14 protein-coding genes are annotated in these 19,376 nt (G+C 67.3%); 3 read left to right on the top strand and 11 right to left on the bottom strand.

Annotated features, from left to right (window positions below):
- Window positions 1-18: 18 nt before the first annotated feature.
- A complete protein-coding gene (locus AB0B85_RS20685) occupies window positions 19-468 on the bottom strand; it encodes a ribonuclease domain-containing protein (RefSeq protein ID WP_357409581.1) in 450 nt (149 codons plus the stop codon).
- Between the two features lie 377 nt (window positions 469-845).
- Between AB0B85_RS20685 and AB0B85_RS20680 the strand changes: the two genes are divergently transcribed.
- A complete protein-coding gene (locus AB0B85_RS20680) occupies window positions 846-1,586 on the top strand; it encodes a hypothetical protein (protein ID WP_357409579.1) in 741 nt (246 codons plus the stop codon).
- Between the two features lie 122 nt (window positions 1,587-1,708).
- Here the strand turns inward: AB0B85_RS20680 and AB0B85_RS20675 are convergent, their stop codons facing one another.
- The 5 genes from AB0B85_RS20675 to AB0B85_RS20655 all read right to left on the bottom strand — a co-directional run bounded on the left by AB0B85_RS20675 (window position 1,709) and on the right by AB0B85_RS20655 (window position 12,721).
- Window positions 1,709-2,659: a DUF559 domain-containing protein gene (locus AB0B85_RS20675; protein WP_357409577.1), complete on the bottom strand. Its 951-nt coding sequence runs from the start codon at window positions 2,657-2,659 to the stop codon at window positions 1,709-1,711.
- A 156-nt stretch (window positions 2,660-2,815) separates the two neighbouring features.
- Window positions 2,816-4,951, bottom strand: a complete 2,136-nt coding sequence (locus AB0B85_RS20670) for a DEAD/DEAH box helicase (RefSeq protein WP_357409575.1) — start codon at window positions 4,949-4,951, stop codon at window positions 2,816-2,818.
- A 14-nt stretch (window positions 4,952-4,965) separates the two neighbouring features.
- Complete coding sequence (gene brxD, locus AB0B85_RS20665; RefSeq protein ID WP_357409573.1) at window positions 4,966-6,279, bottom strand: BREX system ATP-binding protein BrxD; 1,314 nt, start codon at window positions 6,277-6,279, stop codon at window positions 4,966-4,968.
- Window positions 6,276-8,888 carry a BREX-2 system phosphatase PglZ gene (gene pglZ, locus AB0B85_RS20660; RefSeq protein ID WP_357409617.1) on the bottom strand — a complete coding sequence of 871 codons (2,613 nt, stop codon included), beginning with the start codon at window positions 8,886-8,888 and terminating at the stop codon, window positions 6,276-6,278. The genes brxD and pglZ overlap by 4 nt, the downstream gene beginning before the upstream one ends.
- 113 nt (window positions 8,889-9,001) lie before the next feature.
- The gene (locus AB0B85_RS20655; protein ID WP_357409571.1) at window positions 9,002-12,721 is read right to left on the bottom strand and encodes a hypothetical protein; all 3,720 of its coding nucleotides are present in this window, start codon (window positions 12,719-12,721) and stop codon (window positions 9,002-9,004) included.
- Between the two features lie 307 nt (window positions 12,722-13,028).
- Here AB0B85_RS20655 and AB0B85_RS20650 point away from each other — a divergent pair, with 307 nt between their 5' ends.
- Both AB0B85_RS20650 and AB0B85_RS20645 read left to right on the top strand, forming a co-directional pair.
- Window positions 13,029-15,017, top strand: coding sequence for a DUF262 domain-containing protein (locus AB0B85_RS20650; protein ID WP_357409569.1), 1,989 nt, complete (start codon window positions 13,029-13,031; stop codon window positions 15,015-15,017).
- A gap of 30 nt (window positions 15,018-15,047) precedes the next feature.
- Window positions 15,048-16,235, top strand: coding sequence for a hypothetical protein (locus AB0B85_RS20645; protein ID WP_357409567.1), 1,188 nt, complete (start codon window positions 15,048-15,050; stop codon window positions 16,233-16,235).
- A gap of 84 nt (window positions 16,236-16,319) precedes the next feature.
- Here the strand turns inward: AB0B85_RS20645 and AB0B85_RS20640 are convergent, their stop codons facing one another.
- The 5 genes from AB0B85_RS20640 to AB0B85_RS20620 are packed head-to-tail and all read right to left on the bottom strand — an operon-like array spanning window position 16,320 to window position 19,312.
- Window positions 16,320-16,649 carry a hypothetical protein gene (locus AB0B85_RS20640; RefSeq protein WP_357409565.1) on the bottom strand — a complete coding sequence of 110 codons (330 nt, stop codon included), beginning with the start codon at window positions 16,647-16,649 and terminating at the stop codon, window positions 16,320-16,322.
- 57 nt (window positions 16,650-16,706) lie between these two features.
- On the bottom strand, window positions 16,707-17,918 hold the full coding sequence (locus AB0B85_RS20635) for a hypothetical protein (protein ID WP_357409563.1): 1,212 nt from the start codon (window positions 17,916-17,918) through the stop codon (window positions 16,707-16,709).
- Between the two features lie 14 nt (window positions 17,919-17,932).
- A complete protein-coding gene (locus AB0B85_RS20630) occupies window positions 17,933-18,241 on the bottom strand; it encodes a type VII secretion target (RefSeq protein ID WP_357409561.1) in 309 nt (102 codons plus the stop codon).
- Window positions 18,241-18,651 (bottom strand): YbaB/EbfC family nucleoid-associated protein, encoded by a 411-nt coding sequence (locus tag AB0B85_RS20625; RefSeq protein WP_357409615.1) that lies wholly within the window; start codon window positions 18,649-18,651, stop codon window positions 18,241-18,243. The genes AB0B85_RS20630 and AB0B85_RS20625 overlap by 1 nt, the downstream gene beginning before the upstream one ends.
- A 40-nt stretch (window positions 18,652-18,691) precedes the next feature.
- Window positions 18,692-19,312 carry a hypothetical protein gene (locus tag AB0B85_RS20620; protein ID WP_357409559.1) on the bottom strand — a complete coding sequence of 207 codons (621 nt, stop codon included), beginning with the start codon at window positions 19,310-19,312 and terminating at the stop codon, window positions 18,692-18,694.
- Between the last annotated feature and the right edge of the window lie 64 nt (window positions 19,313-19,376).

Below are 19,376 nucleotides of genomic sequence, written 5' to 3'. Positions count from 1 at the left end.
CGACCGGCCCGGGACCGGTCAGAGCCGGTAGAAGTCGGTGTAGTGGTTGGGCGAGAACCAGGTGACCCCGGTGCTGCGGTTCACCACGATCCGGTACGCGTCCCGGGCGGCGCCCTGGGTGCGCGGGTAGACGTCGTACTCGTAGTAGGTGGCGTTGGTCGGCAGTTGACCCTCGTAGTTGTAGAAACGACCGCCGGCGAAATTGGACAGGCCGCCGCTCCACGAGTACCAGGCGCGGCTGGTCGGGAACCCCTTGGCGGCCCACCCGGAGCGGGCGGTGCGGGCGTCCGCGCAGCGACTGACAGTGCAGGAGCTGTAGACCGCCGCCGAGGCGGAGTCCGCCAACCGCGGGGCCACCACGGACGGGCCGACCAGCGCGGCGGCGACCATGGTGAGGAGCAGGGCGAGAGAGGTGGTACGCCGGCGGATCGCGCCGAGCGTGGCCAGCGGGGAAACGACTGTGGACACAGGCTGCCTCCAGACTCCGAGCCATCGATCCGCGCCACTGTCGGATCGGATCCCAGTCTCGCCGCTGCCTGTCGACATCGACAGCCCTCGTTGCCGCAACCCGGCCAGAATGCTCGGTGAATCCTCGGTGATCCGCCCTCCCCCGCGCAGCCGCCGCACCCACGCACTCATCATCAGCAAGCGACAGCGCGGTGTCGGACAGGTCCGACTCGTCCCCCATCGGCGTGGCGGCGGGCATACCGGTCACCGGTTGTTAGCGTGGATCGCGGATCCGTGACCGTGGAGGGGTACCCATGACGGATGCCCCCGATGGGAGGCCGAGGCCCGCGGACCAGTGGCGACATCGGGCCATCCGCGGGTTGACCGTGGCCCGCGACGTGAGTGTCCGCGGGTGGCGGTGGTGGGCGCGGACCTGGGATCGGCTCGTCGCCGCCCTCCAGGACGAGGCCCCCGTCGGCTCCGCTGCCGACCCGTCCCCCGCCGGCCCGCTCGTCGAACAACGCGACGCGCCCCGGCTGATCGCGGTGCCCGCGCGCGGCTACGTGTACTCCTTCCACATCCGCGCCACGTTCGCCTGGTCGTCGCCGGTGAGCCTCCGCGCCGAGGTGCTGAGCTGGTACGTGCGGTACTTCCAGCCCACCGCCGTGCAGCGACTGACCCGGATCGCCGCCGACGCCGCCCGGGACCTACCGCCGCATCGGGCCGCTGACCTGGAGGTGGCGCTGCAACAGGCGCTGGCCGACGAACCAGAGTGGACCTACCAGCGGGGTGACCTCGTCATCACCTGCCGCCCCGACGCCGCCGTCCGCCTCGACGAGCGGATCATGCCGGCCCTCCAACCGCACGTCGACCGGATGCTGAAGCTGGAATACCAGTTCGACGAGCAGCTACGCAAGGCCCGCTACGCCGAGGAACTCAGCCGCCAGTGGACCACGATCCTGAACGCCCACGCCGATGACCAGGACATCGCCGACGCCCGCGACCACCTGCTCAGCACCCAGCAGGCAGCCGCAAGATGGATCACCGATCTCCTCCACCACCACGCCGACCCCCCAACCACCCCACCCCCACCCCCACCCCCCACCCCGACCCCTACCGCGCCCCCCACCCCCACCTAACCCCACCCCACTCCGCCACCCTCCCTCCCCCCTTCCCCTCTCGCTCCCACCCACCGCATCTCATGATCAGATGATGAAAAGTAGGTCTGGAGCGCGTCTGGGACCTACTTTTCATCAACTGATCACAGGAAGCAGGAGCGTGCGGCGAGGATGGCGAGGGTCTCCCGGCGGACCTGGACCGGATCCGCGGTGAGCCGACGATGCGTGAATCGGACCACGAGGATGCCGATGGTCGCCAGAAGAGCGTCGCGGCGGAGGTCGATCTCCCGCTCGGCCGGATCGCCGTGGCTGGTGGCGCCGTCCAACTCGATGTCGACCCGCTCCGCTTCGGCGAACATGTCGAGATAGATGGTTCGGCCCCCGACCCGCACCCGCGCCTGCCGGGTGAACGTCGGCATACCAGGGCCGATGAAGACGTGATCGTGCCCCCAGATCTCCAGTGGGCTGCGGCAACCAGCGGCGAGCCGATCGAGCAAACGCCGCAACGTCACGCGGTCGTTCATCCTCGGCACCTCGGCAACAGCGGCGAAAAGGCGCTGCGGGGTGGTCAACCGGTCATTGACCGCACGGATGAGCGAGCCCGGTCGGTCAACCGGCTCGAGCAGCGGCCAACAGTCCACCAGAGTCCGGTCGAGCCGGGTAACCGGCACTCCCGCCCGGGTCACCACCTGCGGTGGCGCAATCGCGAAGTCGGAGCGATGGCGTACCACGAGATGTGGCTTCGTTCGCAGGCCTGACCCGTTGGGCAGGTCGAGATGAACCGGCTCCCCAGGTGGTTGGCGACGTAAGCCCCACACGTCGAGGGCGGTGAGGCGACTGAGCGCCGCCCGCCCACCGGCGTACGCCAGAGCCGCCCGACGGGCCAACGCGGGCTCAACACGGGCCAGGATTGCCAGGTCGGCGTCCCGGTCGCGAATCAGCGCGGGGTCGACGTAGACCCCGGGCAGCACCGGAACCAGTCGACCCGCGCGCCAGGCAGTCTGGATCGTCCAGGCCGGCGCTACACGCAGCACGTCCTGTCGGGTGACCAGGCCGTTCTGGCGTACGAGCAGAGCGTGCAGCCTCGGGTCCACGCGCCCACCCTGCCGTCGAGCCGTGTCCCGTTGGGGGTTGCTGTGGACAGGGAATGCGCCTGTGGACAGCCCTCCGAGCTGGCACCCACTGTGCTATAAGGCCGCCAGGACACGTGGCGCGGGGTCCGAGTCGCCTACCGGCACCGGGGTCCGCAGTCAGTTGCTGGGGAGGTATGTCACTCGAGCAGGTTCGGCGAGCACTGCCTGCGCTCCCGGGATGTCCGCCAGCCGAGCAGCCAATGTGGCGACGGCGAGGCGTTCCGGCAGCGCCGCACTGAACTTGAGGCCGGCGAGCGCCTTGTCCGAGACCTCCGGTAGACAGACTCGGTCAACCGCCTCTGCTATAGCCGCTCGGACCGTCCGGCCGTCAACATCCGTCCGCAGTCGTATCGACGCGTCGTCGTATCGCTGAGTCGGGTCGGCCAGCTCGCTCAGGGTGGCGATGAGGGTGGCGTTCGCCCGAAAACCAGCCCAGGTCCACCATCTCACCTCGTCATCGCCGGATCTGACGATCATGGTCCCCGCAGGGTGAACCAGAGGTGTCGCGTCGTCTCGTAGCTCGGCCAGCCTGGTCTTTGCTCGGCTGGTGAGGGTGCCGGGCGGTTCAGCACCGAGCAACACGTCACGCATTGCACGGACCACCTGGTATGACAATCCCTGCGGCGACCCGTCTGTCATCCACAGGGCTTTTCCGCCACCCTCGGCCGGCTCGACGAAGCATCGGCGACGTTTCCAGTCAATGTAGGTGACGCGCCAGCTTCGACCGCCGAGCAGCAGCAGACGGGGGCCGATCACCTTCGCCGTCAGCAGCGCGGGATCGGTTCGTCCGATCTCGGTTCGGCCGGATAGCACGGTGAACTGCGGTGGCGCCGTGAACACCGCCAACATGTCCATGAAGTGCCGGCGGCCGAAGCGCAGTTCCGCCTCCGGCCCAATGAAGAACATTCCGGAGTCAACATCAAGGTACCCATGCTCGACGAGGTGTCGCACAATCACTGCCGCGCTCTCGTCGAAAGGCGACAGCCCGTTCCACTCCTGCGACCAGAGGTTGTCGCCGACACGATGGTGCTGCAGGGAGAGCGCCAGCATCTGCTGCGCCACGATGTGCCGTGGTTCGGGCGGAGGTACGACTGCTTCGACCCAACCTTGTCCCCACAGGTTCAGCAGGCCGGCGGCGTGCAGAAGACCTTCCCCGTCCAACGCGAGGAAGAGACAGTTGCGGCTGCTGCCGGGACGCCGGCCCGTCCGGCCGATGCGTTGCAGGAACGCGGCGACGCTACGCGGGGCGTTGATCTGGATGACCCGGTCAAGGTCGCCTACGTCGATACCGAGCTCCAAAGTGCTGGTGGCGACGATGACGCAGTCGCCCTCCTGCGCAAATGCCTCCTCAGCCCGCCGTCGCTCGTCGACCGACAGAGACGCGTGGGACAGGAACGTCGTCACGTTGAGCGCCCGCAGACGTTGACCCAGATCTTCGACCAACGCTCGTGAGTCGCAGAACACCAACCGCTTCTGTCCCTGATGAAGGGCCGCGATGACCTTGGCCGCGTTGTGCACCGACCCGACGTAGTCCAGCTCGACGTCACTGGCGGGACGGGACGGGGGCGTCGCAGTTGCCGTTGTTGAAGGACGATCAGGCGCCACTACCCGTGCCTGCCGCTGGCCACGACCCGAGCCTTGCAGCCATGCCATCAGTTCGTCCGGGTTTCCGACCGTCGCCGAGAGGCCGATTCGCTGCACCGAGCGCCCGGCGACCCGACTGAGGCGTTCCAGAACGGCCAGCAGATGCCAGCCCCGATCGTCGCCAGCGAAAGCGTGCACCTCGTCGACGACGATCGTCTGAAGGTGGCCGAAGAACACATCGTGATCGACGGCGGTGCTGACCAGCATCGACTCCAGGGATTCCGGCGTGGTCAGCAGTATGTCCGGCTTCTCGCGGAGAATCGCACGACGTCGCCCCATCGTCACATCGCCGTGCCAGAGGGCCGTTCGACGCCCCAGCCACGCGGTATAGGTCTCCAGTCGGGGCAGGAGGTTGTTGAGCAGCGCCTTCAGCGGACAGACGTACAGAACCGAGGTGCCCGACCAGTTTTCCTGCGCCATGCGGGACAGCAGTGGGAACACCGCCGCCTCGGTCTTGCCACCGGCGGTGGGCGCGAGCAGGAGTGCGTCCTCGCCGGCCAGCAGCGGCTGGACGGCAGCTTCCTGCAACGGTCGCAGTGTTGGCCACTGCAACGAGTTGACGACGTGATGCAGTACAACTGGATGCAGCAGTTCGGCACCGCTCGTCATGATCCGGGCATCCCTCAGAGTTCGAGCGAGATCTCGTCGGCACTCGTAGCGTTCCGTTCCACGTCCGTCATCTCGGTCGCTGAAAGGGTGAGTGCATAGTGTCGCCGAGGGTCGAAATCTGGGAACTGGTCCACCCGATCGAGCACCTCTCCTACCAGCTTCTTCAGGAAGAGGCGAGGTGCCACCCCGACCTTGCCGCCAAGACCGCCGGCGACAGCCCGTGCCAGCTCACCGAGGTATCCGTTGTCGACCAGCGCGGACACCCGCCCCGGATCGGCAGACCCGTCGGCGTAGAGGTCCCGGACCCGTCCGCCGAGCTCGACAAGGGACTCGGCGGTGAAACCCGGCAGTCGAATCTGCACGGCACGCGGGTTGTCGAATCGTGGATCGGTGCTGAAGTCCACAGCTAGTCGCTGCGCCAACGGGGCGAGCCGCTGGACGCCCTGCGGGCCGTCGTAGAACGCTGGCGTGCCGGTAATGACCAGGTAGAGACCGGGGAACCGCCCGGAGTGCACCTCGTCGATGAGTTGCCGGAGGGCGTTGAGCGCCTTGTCCCGGGCATCCGACCTGACCCGTTGCAGGGTCTCCACCTCGTCGAGCACCAGAAGCAGACCCGGATGCCCACTGTCTCTCAACACCGCTAGCAGACCCTGCAGGAAACTGAGCGCCGCGAAATGATCCAGGTCGCCGCGTACACCGGCTGCCCGGCGAGCGGCGGCCGCGACGTGCGGCTGCCCACCGAGCCAGGCGAGCACCGCGTCCGCAGTTGCCGCGTCTCCGCTTGCCGCAGCCGCCCGATAGCCGCGCAAGGCCGCAGCGAAGGCAGGAGCGCTACGGCTCACCGTCGCCAGCCGCTGGTCGAGCAAACTCTCGACAGCACGGTCAAGACCGTCGGCGTCATCGCCGGCGACCAGTCCGGCCGCCAAAACGTCCTCCTCAAGGGCGTAGAACCAGCCGTCCACGATGGGGCGCAGAGCGCTGGGCGGGAACGTCGAGGTGGTGAGCCGTTCGGTGAGCCGGCGATAAACTGTCTCGAGCTTGTGCAGCGGTGTCTCGTTCTCCGACACCTGCACCTCGGCGACGGCGAGGTTCGCCTGCTTGGCCCGCTCAGCGATCCACCGAGCAAAAAAGGTCTTGCCGGAACCGTACTCACCGCGGACCGCCTTGAAGACGGACCCGCCCGAGGCGACGCCGTCCAGGTCGTCACCGATCGCGGCGCCGAAGCGGTCCAGTCCCACCGCGAACAGGTCCAGGCCCGCCGATGGCACCGCACCGCGCCGTAGCGCGTCGATGACCTCGCGGCGGCGGGCCGGGCTGACGGCCGTCACGCCAACCGCCCGGGCAGGCGGAACTGCTCCTGAAGCAGACGAAGGTCCAGCCGGACGGTCCGAGTGTTGTCCGTCAGCGACAACACCGGATAGTTGTCCACGTTGAAGATCCGTTGAAGGGTGGTGGCGAAGCCGACTGCCCGTACCGGCGCCTCGCCGGCTCGTTGAGCCAGGACCGCCACAGGTAGCACGCCTTTGGCATCGATAAGTGCGCTCATCGCTGCCTGGATCTTCTTCAGCTCAACCCGGCGCGGCGTCAGGCTGTGCTGCGCCTTGAACAGGTCAGTGGCCAACAGCGCGGTCACCAGGTCGCCTTCGCCTGCGGACGGCACAGTTTTCGCTTCCGGTACGTCGAAGAGCGCATCCTCGGCGATGGCGGGTGTCTTGCGGCGCGACTTCGGCGCGGACGTCGACTGCGCCGAAGGCAGCTGCTCCGGTTCGACTGCGCTCTTCTGCCACCACTCCGGTGCGCGCGCCTCGACGGGCGTCCAGCCACTCGGCGGGTCGATCACGTTGGGTAGCAGGTAGGCCAACAGTGGAATGGTCACCTCAGCCAGGGATGCGCCGCCATGGTAGCCCGCCCGGCTCGGACGGTGACGCAGCAGCGGATCCCACAGTGCGATGATGCGATTCCCGTCGGACACGACTCGCGGGCCGGCCAGTTCCACCTCCCCGGGTCCGGCCGGGCCGGCGCCGGTCCGGTGCCGAGCGGACGCGGCATCCGGGGTCTTGAGGTGCTGGCCGCCGCGCTCAAGCACGTGTCCGTGATCGCTGGTGATGATGACGGCTCGACCGGTGGACCGCGCCTGGTCGAGCAGGCTCCGCAGAAAGCCCAGATCGCCGAGCTGCCACCCGGCTTCGTCGCCCTCCCGACCGTGGGCCAACGAGTCGTCCACCGTGTTGATGACGACGGCGACCACAGGAGACCGGCTTGCCACCGCCTCGGTCAACTCGGCGGCGACCACCTCGCCCGCACCGCCACGCGCCGGACCCTTGTGGAAAATCCGTGAGTCTCGACCCCACCGCCCGTCGGCGAAAAGCCTCCGCTCAAGATCCTGATTGCCGGAACGTAGCGCCCCGGCGAACAGCGACGTGCGGGAGACCGCGGTGAGCGTAGGCAGCGCGGCGACAACTCCCCGGCGCCGGGCTGCGCCCGACCCTGCCAAGGGGTCGTACTCCACCCAGTGTGGGGCCAACTGGTCGGCGAGCTGCACCGCGACCGCCGCGCTCATACCGTCGAGCACGGCGAGCAGTACGGGGCGCCCGGCGCGAATCAGCGGATCGATCACGCGCGGCAGGAGGTTCTCGACAGTGAGCAGCTCGCCGTCGCCTCCTGGTCCGGCGGTGGCCCACGCCGCGAGCCGCCCCGCGAATGCGCCGTCGAGTTCACGTCGCCGCTGCTGCGCCAGTTCGTGGATGTCTCGGTACGCACGCTGCAGCTGAGGATGCGTTTCCTCCCCGGCCCAGACATGGTTGAGCGCCTGGTCCACCCATCCCCACTCGGCGATGTGGCGGTCCACGCCGTCCGCGACGCTCTGCGGGGGCACCACCGTCGTACCGAGCCAGCGCACGAGCCGTTGGGCCATCCGGGCTCGGCGTACCCGTTCTGCCTCGGCCTCCGCGAGCCGGTGCCCCGCAAGGTGTTCGACCGCCAGGTCCAGTGCCGGGTCCGTTGGGTTCCGCAGCCCAGCCAGTAGTGCTTCCGCAGCGGCACCGAGACGGTGGGTGAAACCGGTCCGCAGGATTGGGCTGTGGCCCGCGCTGTCGGCTGCGGAGAATTGGATGAGCAGCTGCTCTGCGCGGTCGAGGATGGCGTGCCCGTCTCGTCGAACCGCTGCGGCCGGCGCGTCCAGGAGCGCGGTGACCACCTGTACGGCCGCCGCCGCGAAGCCGCGCACTGTCGCATCGTCGTTGAGGTTGCCGAAGTACTGGTCGATGCGGCCCTGAGCGCGCACCGCGGCTGCACCGTCGGCGCTCCAGAGCGCGTCGCAGACCAGCCCCAGCGGCAGTGCCTCCGCACCGTGCCCCGCGTCCACCAGCGCGAAGAGGGCCTTTGCCGGTCGGCCGAACTGTTCCAACAGCCACCGAGAAAGCCCCACGCGCTCGGCTTCTCGCAACAGTCCGTAGGCTTCCACGGCGCCGGGCTCCGCGCTCCATCGCAGCAGGGCCGTCACATCCAGGTCATCCGGACCGAGGTCTTGACGGTCGAGACCGAGCCGCACCGCCGCGAGATGCCGCAGCGCCACGTCCCGGGTCAGCACCGACGTGGCCAGCCTCGGCCAGCCAGCCGGTGGCATAGCGTCGAGCAGTGCCTCCCCCGCCCACGCCTCGCGCTCCAGCGCTGCATCCGGCAGGTGCGCGCCGAACGCGTCGACGACCAGATCCCACGGTTGCACTGCGATGACGTGCTGACGAAAGATCCGACTGCGCACTCCGTGGTGCAGCACCGACTCCGGAACGTCGGTAAGCAGCACCAGCACCTCCTCGCCGCGGTCGGCGACGAGGTGCTCCCAGACGGCCAGCGGTGAGATACAGGGGACCACGCGGACCGGGCGTCCGTCGGGCAACAGTACCGTCGGGTCGTGCGGCCATGCCGGTTCGGCGCGCATCACGATCACGGGGTACGCGTCGCCGTTGCGATGTCGCTCAAGCTGTTGCGTCACCTTCTGGCGTAGCGCCACCGGACTGATCCGCAGTGCCTGAGCTGTGGCAGGTGCCTGAGTCACGTGACGATTCTCCAGGTCACCTCGATGGTCTTGTCCGGGTGGGCTGCCACGTACTGGCGAAGCTCGTTCACGGCGTCCTCGGTGAGCCCGGCCGAAACGACTGCTTTACCCGCGACCGGCGGAGACGGGGGCGGCGGGGGCGGCACAGGAGGCAGTGGCGGGGCTGGCGGCGAGGGCTTCTTGGTGGCACGCCGAATCAGTGCCAGCGCGTCGGACTGTGCCCGCCGGAGAGCCGGGCTCAGCGGCCCGGTCAGCTCGTCGGCCTGGGCGACGCGGCGCAGCTCGCCGAGGATCGCAGCGGCCTCGTGCGCGTACGGCTCATCGAGACCGGCAATGATCTCGAAGTTGTCCCACGCCGCACTGGCCAAGTCGGCAGACACCTGGGCCGCACTCTTGATGCTCTTTCCGGCTCGGTCGGCGGGGCCGGCGAGGTCCGCCTGCGCCAATCGCTCGATGGTCTCCACCGCGGTACGGCTGGTTGCCAACCGTTCCAACAGGTCGGCAGCCGCGCGAGCAGTGGCGAGTCGGCCTGACGGCGATGCCTGGTCGATGCCCAGCCATTTGGCGTGCTGCTCAAGCCGGGCGGTCAGGCCGTGCGCTGCTTCCCGGTAGCGCGCTGCCTCATTGCTGAGGTCGCGACCGAACATCGCGACCAGTCGCCCCCTACGCAGATTCAGAGCGTGCACACCGAAGATCGCCCCAGCTCGGGCGCGTGCCTCGGCCCAGTCCTCCTCGCCGGGCAGCCGTTCCTCCCGCAGGGCGTGATCGGCGGTGATCCGGCTGGGCTCGGGGGCGGGCGTGACGGCACTGCCGTGCAGGTAGAAGGCCCGGTCGGTCTGCTCGGCGAAGGCGGCCACGACAAGCTGCGCCACGATCGGGTCGAGGCCGCGAGAGCTGGGTTCGTCGATCCAGCGCAGCAGGTCAGCGACGCGTAGTTCACCCGTGATGCTCTCGGCGGCCGCTTTGTGGTGGAAATGCTGGGCCCACTGGCCTTCGATGACGAACGCCGCCTCGTGCATCGTGCCGAGCCCGAGCGGGTTGGCTATTCGACGCATGGTCTGCCGGTGCGTCCGCTCGACCTCGACCCGTCCCTCCGGCGACTCGACCGCCCGCCGGACGTGGTCGAGCACGACCTTCACCTCGGGCAGGCGCACGGGCTCGCCCTTGCGGTCCGGGTCGAAGTCAGGATGGGCGGGGAACTGCTGGCTGAGCATCTGGTCGCCGAGAGTGCGCAGTGCGTCAGCGAACGTGGCACCCATCGGCAGCTTCGGCTCCAAGGCACGGGTGAGCGCCTGCAGGTGGTCATCGAACCCGAGTTGCACATCCGAGGGCTGCTTGCTCGCCAACCCGTACGCCTGGCGCAGCACCGACTGCATCTTGTTCAGCAGCGCGGTGCGCTGGTTGGTCAGCGCCGCGTGTGCTCGGCGGCGGTCGTCGGGGTTCAGGTGCCCGGCGTGGCTGTCGAACCGCTGACCCTCGAGCAGCTTGTCGATGATCGCGAGCTTGCCCAGCTCATTACGACGCTCGATGGTAAGTGCGGCCGGGATCCAACAGACCGTGCGAGGGCTCATCCGGCCACTCAGCTCCTGGACCCGCTGCCGGTCGTCGGCTGGCCCGTGACTTCCGTCGTCGAACGGGTAATCGATGATCATTCGCCAGCAGGTCGGGTCGTTGGGCGGGAACGCCTCGTCCCGGATGTCGTGCGGGTCGCGGACGTTGCCGTACACCAGCTCGATCGTGCGACGGCTCCCCCGCCAGGTCAGCGCTGCCTCGGCAAAGAACGAGTCGCTCCACGGCACGCCTAGCTGCTTCCAGAGCAGTCGCTGGACGAGGTGTTTGCGGGCGCCCTCGTTGTCGTACTGCTTGGCGGTGGCGAGCACGCTGTCGACGTCGACGCCGACCAGTTCCAGTGACACGGTGGGATCGTCGCCCTCACCGATACGGATCTCGGCGAACCGGGGTGCCCAGTCGGCCAGCTTACGAGCGACCTGGGCGACCTCGCCTCCGGGAATCGGGCTGGTGATGCTCCCGTGATTGAGCGCCGAGAGTCGTCGAGCGGTGAGATTGCGCAGTGCGGGGACGCTGGGCGCCAGCGCGGCGAGCAGCAGGGTCTTGATCAGCCGGTCGTCTCCGGTGAAGGCCCGGATGCGTCCCGCCGTCTCGCCAGGTTGTGCGTCACCGCGGCGAGCCGCGTCCAAGTCGTCGTCGGTCAGGTCGTACTGGCTGAGCAGGTAGGGGCGCAGCTTCAGGTCGTAGAGCTTCTGAGCCATCTCGAACTCGGCCTTGAGCTTTTCGGTGAAGGGCTGGTCGCCGCCGGTGCTGATCACGTCGTAGAGGTCCCCGAGGGGCACCAACTGGCCGAGGCGCAGAGTGTCGCGACGGTCGACCAGCAGCTGACGCATCAGCTTCAGTGCGGTCCGAGAACGCTGCAGCGCGCTGGAGACATGCACCAGCGTGGAGAGGAACGCCGGGCTGAACGGATATGTCGAACGGAAGGCGTCGATGTCGGCGCCGCTGCCGGAGTCGGTGCCGAGCAGGGTGTCGAAGACCTCCCGGCGTACCTTCGTGGTGGCGTCGAACGCACGGGAGATGGCCTCGCCGGCTGTGGTGTCCCGGGGCTTGAGCAACCGGCGGCGGGCGATCTCCGGAAGGTTGCGATCCTCCAGCTTGATCACGTCGAACCTGCCGCTGGCCAGGTTGAGGGTGTCCTGGTAGCTCAGCTCGTTGGCACCGGTGACCTCCTCGCCGACCAGCTCGCGCAGGTCGCGCTGGCGGGCGATGAAGCTGACCACCGGGATCGGCCGGCGGGTGTCGCCGCCCTCGACGAAGTTGGTGATCTTCTGGATTTCCCGGGAGACGAACTGCTGGTCGCCGATCGAGTTGGCCAACCAGAGGATCAGCTCGTCGAGGAAGAGGATCAGCCCGTGGTAGCCAAGCTCCTTGGCGTGCCGGCTGATCTCGGTAAGCCCCCGGTCGAGCGAGACGAACGCCTCTGCGTCCTCCCGGGCGTTACTGAAGAAGCCGACGTTCCAACTGGTCAGCAGGTCGTTGACGAGCTTGCGGCGCAGTTCATCGGCGTACGCGCCGGCGAACGCTTCATCCAGGCGCTCCGGCGTCCAGAACGTCTCACTGTCGCCCCACTCGTCTTCGGCGTCACCACCGGGTAGGCCGTCGATGAACTGCTTGTCACCGATCTTCTCGCGCAGCGAGGTGGCCTGTTCGAGCAGTGCGTCGGTGCGGTGCACGGACGGAATCGGCGCGTCGGGGTGCAGCGCACGGACCCGGTCGACATAGCCGCCGAGCACCCGCTGCTCCAGCGAACGAGCGTCGAGCAGGTGGTACGGGATGAGCAGGAACTTGCGCCCGTCCAGCCAGACACTGTGCTTCGCCACCAGCGGGGCCAACTCATCGCGACCGCGAGCGGCGGATTCGCCGCGCAGCAGCGCATGCAGCACCGCCATGAAGTGCGACTTGCCGGAGCCGAAAGAGCCGTGCAGGTAGGCGGCCTTGGAGGCGTGCCCCTCGACGGCGGACCGGATCAGCCCGAGCGCTTCGTCGAAGTTTCCGAGCAGCCGCTCCGTGACGACGTAGTCGCGCAGGGTCGCGTCCGCGTCGGCAACGCTGTCAGCGAGCTTGAGCACGAAGTCACTCGTGCTCGTGCGCTCAGGGATGTCGATGAACTCCCGGAGCAGCGGCGCAGGGTTGGGCGAAGACATGGTGCATACCGTACCGACCAGCGCCGGCCCGTTCGGTCCAGGCGCGTTCGCGACTCCAGGAATGGCTTCCTGGCCGACACACGTCAGCCATATCCGTCACGCTTCTGGCACCGGTCACGAATCGAACAACCGATCATGGGCTGGACAGGCGTGCGCGCGCAGGGTAGGACTTCAGTCGAGCCACGCGCTCAGGCGCCCTGCTGTCTATCGTCGTGCGGCAGGCCGAGTGCGGGTCGTGATCGCTGCTCAGCTGGGTGGGCGACGGCTCGGCATTCCATAACCTTCGTGGGGATGAAGAGGTTGACTGATGCACGTCGACAGGATCGAGCGGTCCATCGGGAAACTGATCGACGAGATCTCAAGCGGCGAGATCCTGCTTCCTGAGATCCAGCGTGAATATGTCTGGAAGCCGACACAGGTTGCCAAGCTGATGGACTCCATCTATCGGGGCTATCCCTTCGGCTCGCTCCTGTTCTGGGAGACCGACGACGTCCCGGAAACCCGGGAGATGTTCGTCAGCGGGCCCGAACGAGCGCCGTCGAAGCCGCCGCTCTTCCTTCTCGACGGTCAGCAACGCCTGACGTCCCTGCACCGCGTGTTCACTGACCACCCTGAGGCACAGGTCGTCTTCCACGTGGAGAACCAGAAATTCCAGAACCAGAGCGCGGCCACCCGGCGCGACCCGAAATGGGTGAAGGTTGCGGACGTGCTCGACCCAGAGACGAGCATGCTGCGCCTGACTCAGCGGCTACTCGACGCGAACTCCACTCTTCAGGACCACGAGATCGAAAAACGCCTCGGCAAGATCAAAGAGCTGCGCAACCGGCGCTTCTTCATGGAGGTTCTCAAGGGTTCTCCGTACGAGGAGGTCGCCGAGATCTTCGTGCGGGTCAACAGCGGGGGTCGCCGTCTCGGCACCCTCGACCTGGCCATGGCGACCCTGTCCACGAGGTGGAAGGGTGTGCTGACCAAGCTGCAGCGCGAGTCGGAACACTGGCTCCATCACGGCTACGGGCACATCGACGTCAATTTCCTATCCCGGGCGCTGGCGGGCGTCGTTCTGGGGCGTGGTCTGTCGGTGTGGTCCCACAGCAAGCTTCGGCAGACTGGCGACACCGAACTCGAGCAGGGCTGGGAGATCGTCAAGCGCGGCCTTCGCCGGCTGGTTCCGCTGTTGCAGACACACCTCAAGCTGACCCGGTCGGACCCACTGCCTTCGATGATCGTACTGATTCCCCTGGTCGTGCTCCTCGGTGAGCGCACCGACGACGCGGTCGACGAGGAGACCTCGAACGGGATCATCTACTGGCTTCTGCTCGCCACCATCCGGACCCGATACAGCGGCTCCACCGACACCAGGTTGAGCCAGGACATCCGGGCCGCTCGGCAGCCAGATCCAGTCCGGGCGCTGCTCGAGGGCCTCAATGTCGAGAACTCTCGGGCGGAGGTCACCGAGCGAGCGTTGCGGGGCCGAACAAAGGAGAGTCCCTACTTCTTCCTCAGTCTGCTCGTGTCCTTGGCCGGAGGCGCCGTCGACTGGTGGTACGGCTCGGACATCCTTCCCGGCAAGGAAACCGCGCCCAGGCTGGAGCATCACCACGTCCACCCGCCGTCGACCCTCGACGATCGCCGCTTCGACAAGAGCATGGTCAACGATCTCGCCAACCTGGTGTTCATCTCCGCCCAGGCCAACAAAAAGATCAACGGTCGGAGCCCCGCCGAGTACTTCCCGAGTTTGGACGAGCACGAACTGCGGGCACACCTGGTGCCACTCGACGAGTCGCTACGGGACCCCGACGGCTACCAGCGGTTCGTCAGTGCGCGCCGCGCGCTCCTCGCAGAGGCCATGAACGGTCTCCTGGACCGATTCAGGCCGCCATTTCTCGATGAGGTGCCCGTTGAGAACGCTGATCCGAGCGCTGGGCTGTCGCTCGATTTGGCCCTCTACGGCAGCATCCGCGACGGCGGCCGGATTGTCTTCACAGCGTCCGGCGACGGTATCTCCTGGGTTGGCTCGGCCAGCATGAGCGAACTGGACAGCGCCATCGAATCGGCGCGCGTCGCGGGTATTGACAGTGACGTGACGATCTCTGGGGAGTCCATACCGGTCGAGATGATCGAGGATTCGTTACTGGTGCACATCGGACCTTTCCTTGTCACCGGCACACCGGAGGAGTGGCGCGGCGTCTTCGACCGGGAACTCGACACTTCCCAGCCGCTCTCCGCGCTCCCCCGCATCGAGGCGAAGCAGTGGGACGGTGAACCCACCAAGTTCCCGATCACCAGCACGGACTGACCGGCACCCACTCCCTTCGAAGGAGATCCGATGACGAAGGCATGGATCGTGCGGGCCGGTCGCGATGACAGCTACGACACCCTGGCTCTCGACAAGAATTTGATTGCAGTCGGCTGGTCCGGCGCGGGGGACCTGACGGCGGCCACAACCCACACCGAGATCTACGAACGGGTCCAGGCCGCCTATCCGGAGGTCGAGCGACGTTCAGTAGAGAACTACGCAATCCAACTGCTCGCGTTCCGGTCACGGATGTCCGAGGGTGACATCGTGCTGTACCTCCAGCGAACCAGCCCCGATGTTGCTGTTGGCAGGGTCGCCGGCCCCTACGACTACCGGTCCGACCTACCCTCGGGCATCTGCCACGTGCGGCCCGTGCACTGGGCCCGGACCGACATACCTCGGGCCCTAGTGGAGCAGGAGGTGCTTGCCCTTCCGTCGCTGACCACCGTCTACAGGATCAACCAGGCGGACAGCGTCAACCGGCTCGATCGGCTTCTCGGTCACACCACGCCGACGGCACCTCCCGAGGAACCCACCATCTCTGGTCCAACAGGGCAGGAGGACGACTCCAGTCCGTTCACGAACCTGCGCCGGAACCTCAACTACGCACGTAGTCTCGCCACCGCCGGCCAGCACCTGGATCAACTCAAGGTGGGCTCTTTCGAGGTCTCTGACGTGTTCCGGGCAGCCTGGGTGCAGAGCGTCGCCGCACTGGACCACTGGGTCCGTCAGGAGATCCGAAGCCGGATGCTCAAGCTGGTCGCACAGCCCACGGCCCAGCGGCCCAAGGGCTTCACCGCCTTCCAGATCTCGCTCGGCTTGGTCGAGCAGGTCCAGCTCGGCACGAAGACGCTCGTCGAAGCACTCGATCAGCAGCTACGCGATCAGGGCTACCTCACTTACCAGAATCCGGACAAGATTCGTGAGGGCTTCGGCCTTGTCCATGACGTCAGGGGCTTCTGGGACCGAGTGGCGCGGGTCCTCACGGAGCAAAGCGGAGACGGGGTCGTCTACACCGGCAAGGACATCCAGGAGCAACTCCGACAGGTCGTCCAGCGCCGCCACAAGATCGCCCACGAGTACGACGAGGATCCTGACGACACCCCTCGGAAGCGGCCTATCGACGGGCCTAGCACCACACAAACGATTGACTACATCGAGCAGGTGGCCGCCGCGATACTGGACGTCCTCAACTCGCCCGCGCCCGATGCTGGATGAATCCGTGCCACAGCGCCGATCCAGGTGGCAGGTCTCACGGAAGCGAGGCTTTTGGGGCATTCGAATCCGGCCCGCTTCCAGCGCTCAGACTCGCGGGTGTGCGTCCTCGATTCGTTCCGCTCCCAGGTACGCGAGGAAGTCATCCTGGTCGGCGCGACCCAGTGCCCCGAACGCAGCGTAGGCCCTGGTCCGTGCGTACGCGGTCTCCGCGGCCAGCAGGCCGGTGATTGCCGCCCAGGCGAGCGACACCAGGTGAAACAGACGGTCTTCGCGCAGGGCCGGTAGCCGACTCAGCTGATCGAGCCGGGTGGCCGCATCGTTGTCGGTGGGCGCTCGATCGATTAGCTCGAACACCGCCTTGCCCCGATACGGGTTCCTACTCGCGGCCAGATCTGTCAACTCCGCATTGGTCATCTGTCGCACCGGTGGAACCGGGAGTTGGGGCGGGGGCGGGGGCGGCGCGGTCATGGTTCAACTCCCAAAGATTCTCGAATGCTCTTCGCGTATCGCCTGGTGCAGGCGCTCGACGGACTCGTGATCACCGATCGACGTGGCGTAGTCGATCTCCGCCTGGTACGCCCGTACCTCGCCCTCATAACGCACTGTCAAGTCGCCGAACCAGCCTCTCATGCCTGCCCAGCCAGATGCCTGGTCGTCGCGCAGGTGCCGCATCTCGTGCAGCAGCGCCCCGTACGACGCGTCGGGATCAAGGACGAGCCGGCCGGGACGTCCCGGCTTGGGGCTCGGACCGTAGGCCAGCGCGTCCGAGCGGAAGATGATTTCGACATCCAAGTTGCGCGCCTCCTGGATGGCGGCCTCCCACTCCGCCGGGTGAGTCTCTCGCGCAGGACCCCACTTGCGAAGCGGATCGGCGTCGGCGTGAAACAGATGACGGCCAGGATCGTACGCATTCGGCGGCCCAGCCCCCTTGGGTGTGGCACCGCGAACAAGAGTGTTCAGATCCGCGATGAGCTGTTCGAGGCGGCGCAGCATGGGGGCCAACCGCCGCAGGCTCTCGATCAGTCCGTGCAGCAGGCGGGTGATCCGGGCTACCCACTTGCCGGCGAGAGTGGTCACCTGCGTGATGACCCAGGGGGTGGCCAGGCCCAGCGTCAGCCCTGCTTCGGCCAGCCACTCCCAGAGTCGCACCGCCAGCACCGACACGAACTCCGCGATGAGGTCACGGACCAGGCCGCGGACCATCGCGACGAGCAACCCGGCGCCAGTCGTGATCTCTGCCAGGGCGTCGGCGGCTTTGGCGAGAGCGGTCAGTGCGGCCACCTGTCCGGCGCTGTTCCGACGGTAGGCGTCGGCGGCGATGCCACCCCAGTCTCCCACCTGGCTGCCCACCAGCCCGCTGAAGGTGGTGCCTGCCTCGGCGGCCTCCTTCGCGACGTTGCGCCAGGTCTGTGCGTACGCGGTGATCTGATCCGGGTCGCCCGCCAACTCGTCCAGCGCGTCGGACAGGGGCTTGACGTGCTCGATCAGCCACCCCACCCCCCATGCGGCCAGTTGGCCGAGCGGATCCGTGGCGAAGGCGAGAGCGTCCATCGAGGTCGCGACGCCGCCGATTGCGACATCGATCCAACCGCCGGAGGCGTAACCCGCCATCAGGGCGTCGATGTCCTCCGCGATGAAGACGCCACTGAACGCGGTCGTGCTGTCCTGGCGGACGGCGATCAACGGTGATGGCTGGGTCACCAGGTGCCCCCATCGAACCGGGTGGCCGCGTGTTCGTCACCTCGCTCGTATCGGTCGGAGACCGTACGCAACCCGTCGGCCGCCTCCTGCAGCGACCGAACCGTTTCGCCGAAGCTGTCGACAGTAGCCTCGTGAATCGGGTGAAGCAGGCTGGGTATCAGCTGGCACAACCGACCGTACGCATCGCGGCCCAGCACAACCGACGACGCGGCGCGACGGCATTCGTCGACCGCGTCGGCGGTCTCGTCGACAGCATTGGCGTGGGCTCGCAGCGTTTGTGGGTCAACCTCGAAACCGTCGATCATCAGCGATCCTGTCGGCGCCCGATGCGATCATCATCCGATCTCTCGGGCGGCTCGGGAAAGCGCTCGATATAGCTGGCCACCACCGCGCGGCCTGTCTCCGAGTCCTCGCCGACCGTCCTGGCAGCCACGTCAGCCACATCGTCTGCGAGCCGGGCCTGCGCCCGCCGCATGGTAGTCATGATCTCTGCGGCGATCCGTTCAGCGGCCCAACCGTGCACCCGATCGTTCAACCGGAGATCAGTGACAACCCCGGATGCGGCCACTGTGACTTTGACCGCGCCGTTAGCGCTCGTTGCGGACGCGGTGAGGTCCGCGACGAGTCTCGACATCTCCTGGGCCTGGGCGGCGCGTTCGCTCACCGAGGCGGACCAGGAACGCACCCAATTCTCGGCGCCATCCGCATCCATCATCGCCACTCGTCCTCGCGGTCGTCGCCGCCCGTTGCGTGCTTCACGCCGACACGGAATCTGTCGGTTGGCGCATTGCGGGGATGCGTTGGCCAGCAGCACTTCGAGGGAGCAGGCGAAAGCCGAGGTGCTGCGCCAACGGAGCCCATCGGGCCGACCTCACCAACTGCTCGACGCTGTTGGACTTCCGTCCGTTGGCGAGCCGGGGGATGAGGACCGTGTCGAACGCCGAGGACTCGACCCAGTCGATGGTCCTGGTGAACCCGCACACCATGTCCGCCCCGGTCTGCTCCAGGATGTCGTGCAGGGCGGACTCAGGAACCCTGAGGATGGTGCCGCAGTCAAAGTAGAGCACTTTGCCGGCGCATCGCCCCTGTATCCAGCTCATCACCTCGGCGAGATCCAGTTCGTGCCGGTTGGAAAGGCGCAACGTACCTGGCGCTCCGTCGATGGCAAAGATGCCGACGCGATACGCGGTGTACTTGCGGGACAGCCACTGATCCAGATAGAAGCGCAGCTCGCCAGGTGTGGCCACGTCCCGGTGGATGAAGCGAATCCGCCGTAGCCGCTCCAGCAGCTCCAATGTCGGCAGCACCGACCCGCGCTCAGCCAGATCGTCGCCCCACTGGCCTTCGACACAGAAGACGCTGCCCGGTTTATCCACGTCGCATCCCCTCGCACGCCACGGAAGCATCACCCTACCGAACGTGACAGGTGCTCAGCTGCCC

This window comes from Micromonospora sp. NPDC049044, assembly GCF_040649215.1.
In the GTDB taxonomy this organism is placed as follows: Bacteria; Actinomycetota; Actinomycetes; order Mycobacteriales; family Micromonosporaceae; genus Micromonospora.
This window is presented reverse-complemented; position numbering and strand designations above follow the sequence as displayed.